Genomic DNA, 3568 nt, shown 5'->3' on the forward strand with positions numbered 1-3568 from the left:
CGGCGGAAGAGATGTCGGGCATCGCCAGCGGTGAGACCCACCGACCTAAACCGATGCTGACAGGGGCGCGGATGACACCGTGGACAGACTTTTAGGCGGCCCTGGCTGTGAGGCCATCATCTCGGGCCTCTCCCCTGCCATCGCCCGCACCATCGTGGAACTCGGGGTGAATGTGGGTGAAATCCGCACGACTGCCACCCTCCGGGACGCCTTCGAAACGGCACTGACCAGCCTGGGCACCCGCATCGGTCAGTCCCGGCTGGAGGAGCAGGGCACAGCCCTGAGCCTGCGGTGATTGAGGCCGCAACAACGAAGACGCAAGGAAGGATGGAGTGAGCATGAGGGAAGCCCAGAACTCAGGCATCTCCATTACGAAGCTGCAAGGCATGCTGCTGGTGACCATGCAGCCCGATCTGGATTCAGACCAGTTCCGGGATCTCAACACCCTGCTGGGCGAGAAGGTCGCCAAGGAAAGGCCCAAGGCAGTTGTGCTGGATTTTTCGACGGTGCAGTTGCTCAGCCATAGCGAATATGAACGCATCTATTCCATGCTTCTTTCCCTGCACCTGCTGGGGCCACAGGTGGCTATCTCGAATCTCTGCCACGAAGTGGTTCTCTATCTTGCAGAGTCAGAAGCCATACACCCTGAGATCAGCTTCTTCCTTGGCATTGAGGATGCCATGGAGCACTTCTCAACTGAAGGGGCGAGCAAGCATGCCCGCTGAAGCAGAGGCTGAACAGAAGATGGCCGCCTTCCAGATCGTGAGCATCACCAGCCTGTATGGCGCCGTGGCCATGACCCGAAGACTGCCATTCATGGCTGATCTCAGCGAACAGGACAAGGTAATGATTGCCACCGTGGTATCAGAACTGGGGACTAACATCCTGAAATATGCCGGCACAGGAACAATTGAGGTTCATCGCACCGTGGACCACGGCCATGACGCCATTCAGGTATCAGCAGTGGATCAGGGCAAGGGTATCGACGATGTCGAGAAGGCCATGAAGGATCACTTCAGCACCTCAGGGACCCTGGGGATGGGCCTCCCCGCCATCAATCGAATCATGACCAACATGGCCATCGAGACAACCCAGGGTGAGGGCACCAGGATTGTGACGAACAAATGGCTGGATGGAGAACCGATCAAAGCCAGGCAGCGTGTTGAGGATGCGCAGCCTGCTGATACGGCCAAGCTGAATCTGGAGCATTACGATGTTGGCTTATCCATCAGACCGATACAGGGCGAGCGCGTCAGTGGCGACATCAGCATCCTCCAGAACCATCCCGAAGGACTGCTTGCCGGCCTGATTGATGTATCGGGCCATGGGTCGGATGCCCACGTTCTGGCCTGCCAGATGCAGCACACTGTTCTGCAGCATGGTGGCGCAGGGATTGGTGAGATCCTCGAGAAAGTGCATCTGGAGCACCGCGGAAGCCGTGGAGCAGCGATCGGCTTGGCCCTGCTGGATCAGACCAGGCACAAACTGCTCTTTTCTGGAGTGGGAAACATCAGCATCCGGCTGCTGGGGCAGCAGCGATGGCAAGGAGTCAGCAGGGATGGAATTATCGGCCAGAGAATGCGATCAGCGTTCATTCAGGAAGTCGATATCCATCCGGGAGACATCGTCGTGATGACATCCGACGGCATCTCCGAATCAACCTCTCGACACCTCTGGGACCTCTACAGGCCAGGCATGAAAGCGCAGGACTTCAGCGACATGATCCTGCGCGATGCCGGCAAGATCCATGACGACGCCTCCTGCCTGATTGTGAGATGCCTACATCCTTAGCCATTGGATCGCTGGAAGTGTGGGACGAGGCCTCCTGCCTTCTGCTGCGCAGCAAACTGCATCGTGTGCTGCAGGTGTTAGCCGCCGACTTACCGATCAGAGCCTGTCTGGCCTGGGTGGGGGACTGGTCGCAGCTGGTCTCCGAGCTGCATCCGATTCGTGTGTGCGTGGAGCTGGAGCAAAAGCCTGAGCAGCCTTCTCTCACCCTGCGGCTGCAGACGGAGTGGAACTGTCAGCTACCGCGCTGTCCGATCCGACTGGTTCAATTGGAGACAGCAACCACGAATTACGGACGGAACGAGCAGATCCTGAGGCTGCCCCTCTCAGCTCAGTCCATGTCAGAAGAACGGATCAAAGAGGCTGCAGCGATCATTCAGGAGCAATCCAGGGAGGAACTGTTCCGACAGACTGGCCTGATGAATGAACAACTCAAGGACTCAATTCTGCAAGCCGAAGAAGCCACCAGAGCAAAGTCTGAGTTCCTGGCAAAGATGAGCCATGAGCTGCGCACACCAATGAACGCCATCATTGGCCTCTCCCATCTGGCGCTGAGAACAGAACTGTCCGAAAAACAGGAAGATTACATCTCAAAGGTTCACAATGCAGGCATTCACCTGTTGGGCATCATCAACGATATCCTCGATTTCTCCAAGATAGAAGCCGGAAAGGTTGAGCTAGAAGACGCGACCTTTGAGCTGGATCAGATTCTTGAGGAAATCTCGGATATCGTGGCCTTCAAGGCAGAGGAAAAGAGCCTTGAAATCTCCTATCACGTCGAACAAGGCGTACCAACCTCGCTCAGGGGCGACTCCCTTAGGCTCAAGCAGGTACTGATCAACCTGATCACGAACGCGATCAAGTTCACAGAAACGGGTCTGATTGACGTGCACATGTGGGTGGCGGACAGAAAAGAGGACATGATCAAGCTTGCGATCGACGTGCGGGATACGGGTATCGGGATGTCAGCAGAACAGATCGATCGACTGTTTCAAGCCTTTACTCAGGCAGAATCCTCCACAACCCGCACCTATGGAGGAACAGGCCTGGGGCTCACGATCAGTCGACGATTGCTGGAGCTGATGGGCGGAGGTCTCTCGGTGAGCAGTGATCCAGGAGTGGGAAGCACCTTCCATGGCCTGGCATGGCTGGGCATGGTGCCGCAGATGAGCCGGCAGGTAGACGGCAACCTGGAGGTGCTGCAGAACTGGCGGATGCTGCTGGTGGATGACAACCCTGTGGCGCGTTCGGTGCTGGAGGATCTTCTCAGCGAGCTGTGTCCCCGGATTGAGACTGCCGCCAGTGGGCAGGAGGCCATCCAGATGGTGCTCTCGGCCGTTGAACAAGAGCATCCCTACGATGTGATCTTCATGGACTGGATGATGCCAGGCCTGGATGGCTGCAGCACGGCTGAAGAACTAGAACTGAGGCTGAAGCGACACTACCCACCCGTCATCATGGTTACGGGCTTTGACAAGGATCATGCACTGCGAGACCATCCCCACACCACAATTGAGGGATTTCTCACAAAGCCGGTCACCGGTAGTGCCCTTCGCAAGACACTGGCTCGAATCACACAAGGAGAAACATCCAGAGTAGAGAAGCCTGCGGCAGGAAACGGAAGCAGCCGCTGGAACCTGGAGGGGCTGCGCGTGCTGCTGGTGGAAGATAACGAGATCAATCTGACGTGGACCCCGGAAACCGGTCCAGGGTGAATGAGAGTCCTCATCCGGCCAGACTGGGCCGGGGACTCGACCATGAAACGCACCAGGCACACAGC

At 57.1% G+C, this 3568-nt stretch carries 4 protein-coding genes; all 4 read left to right on the forward strand.

What is annotated here, in order from left to right; translation table 11 throughout:
- The first annotated feature begins 79 nt into the window (after nt 1-79).
- The 4 genes from CJZ98_RS17360 to CJZ98_RS17370 are packed head-to-tail and all read left to right on the forward strand — an operon-like array spanning nt 80 to nt 3503.
- Nucleotides 80-295, forward strand: coding sequence for an STAS domain-containing protein (locus tag CJZ98_RS17360; protein WP_094592359.1), 216 nt, complete (start codon nt 80-82; stop codon nt 293-295).
- 43 nt (nt 296-338) lie between these two features.
- Nucleotides 339-725: an STAS domain-containing protein gene (locus CJZ98_RS18925; RefSeq protein ID WP_198537958.1), complete on the forward strand. Its 387-nt coding sequence runs from the start codon at nt 339-341 to the stop codon at nt 723-725.
- Nucleotides 715-1791, forward strand: a complete 1077-nt coding sequence (locus tag CJZ98_RS17365) for a SpoIIE family protein phosphatase (protein WP_198537961.1) — start codon at nt 715-717, stop codon at nt 1789-1791. The genes CJZ98_RS18925 and CJZ98_RS17365 overlap by 11 nt, the downstream gene beginning before the upstream one ends.
- On the forward strand, nt 1776-3503 hold the full coding sequence (locus CJZ98_RS17370; protein WP_094592361.1) for an ATP-binding protein: 1728 nt from the start codon (nt 1776-1778) through the stop codon (nt 3501-3503). Before CJZ98_RS17365 ends, CJZ98_RS17370 begins: the two co-directional genes overlap by 16 nt.
- Nucleotides 3504-3568: the final 65 nt, after the last annotated feature.

The organism is Vulcanococcus limneticus LL, assembly GCF_002252705.1.
Taxonomy (GTDB): domain Bacteria; phylum Cyanobacteriota; class Cyanobacteriia; order PCC-6307; family Cyanobiaceae; genus Vulcanococcus; species Vulcanococcus limneticus.

Bases quoted from the DNA above. Each gene is read 5' to 3' on its own strand.
- CJZ98_RS18925 (WP_198537958.1), top strand. From the start codon at position 339: ATGAGGGAAGCCCAGAACTCAGGCATCTCCATTACGAAGCTGCAAGGC.
- CJZ98_RS17365 (WP_198537961.1), top strand. From the start codon at position 715: ATGCCCGCTGAAGCAGAGGCTGAACAGAAGATGGCCGCCTTCCAGATC.
- CJZ98_RS17370 (WP_094592361.1), top strand. From the start codon at position 1,776: ATGCCTACATCCTTAGCCATTGGATCGCTGGAAGTGTGGGACGAGGCC.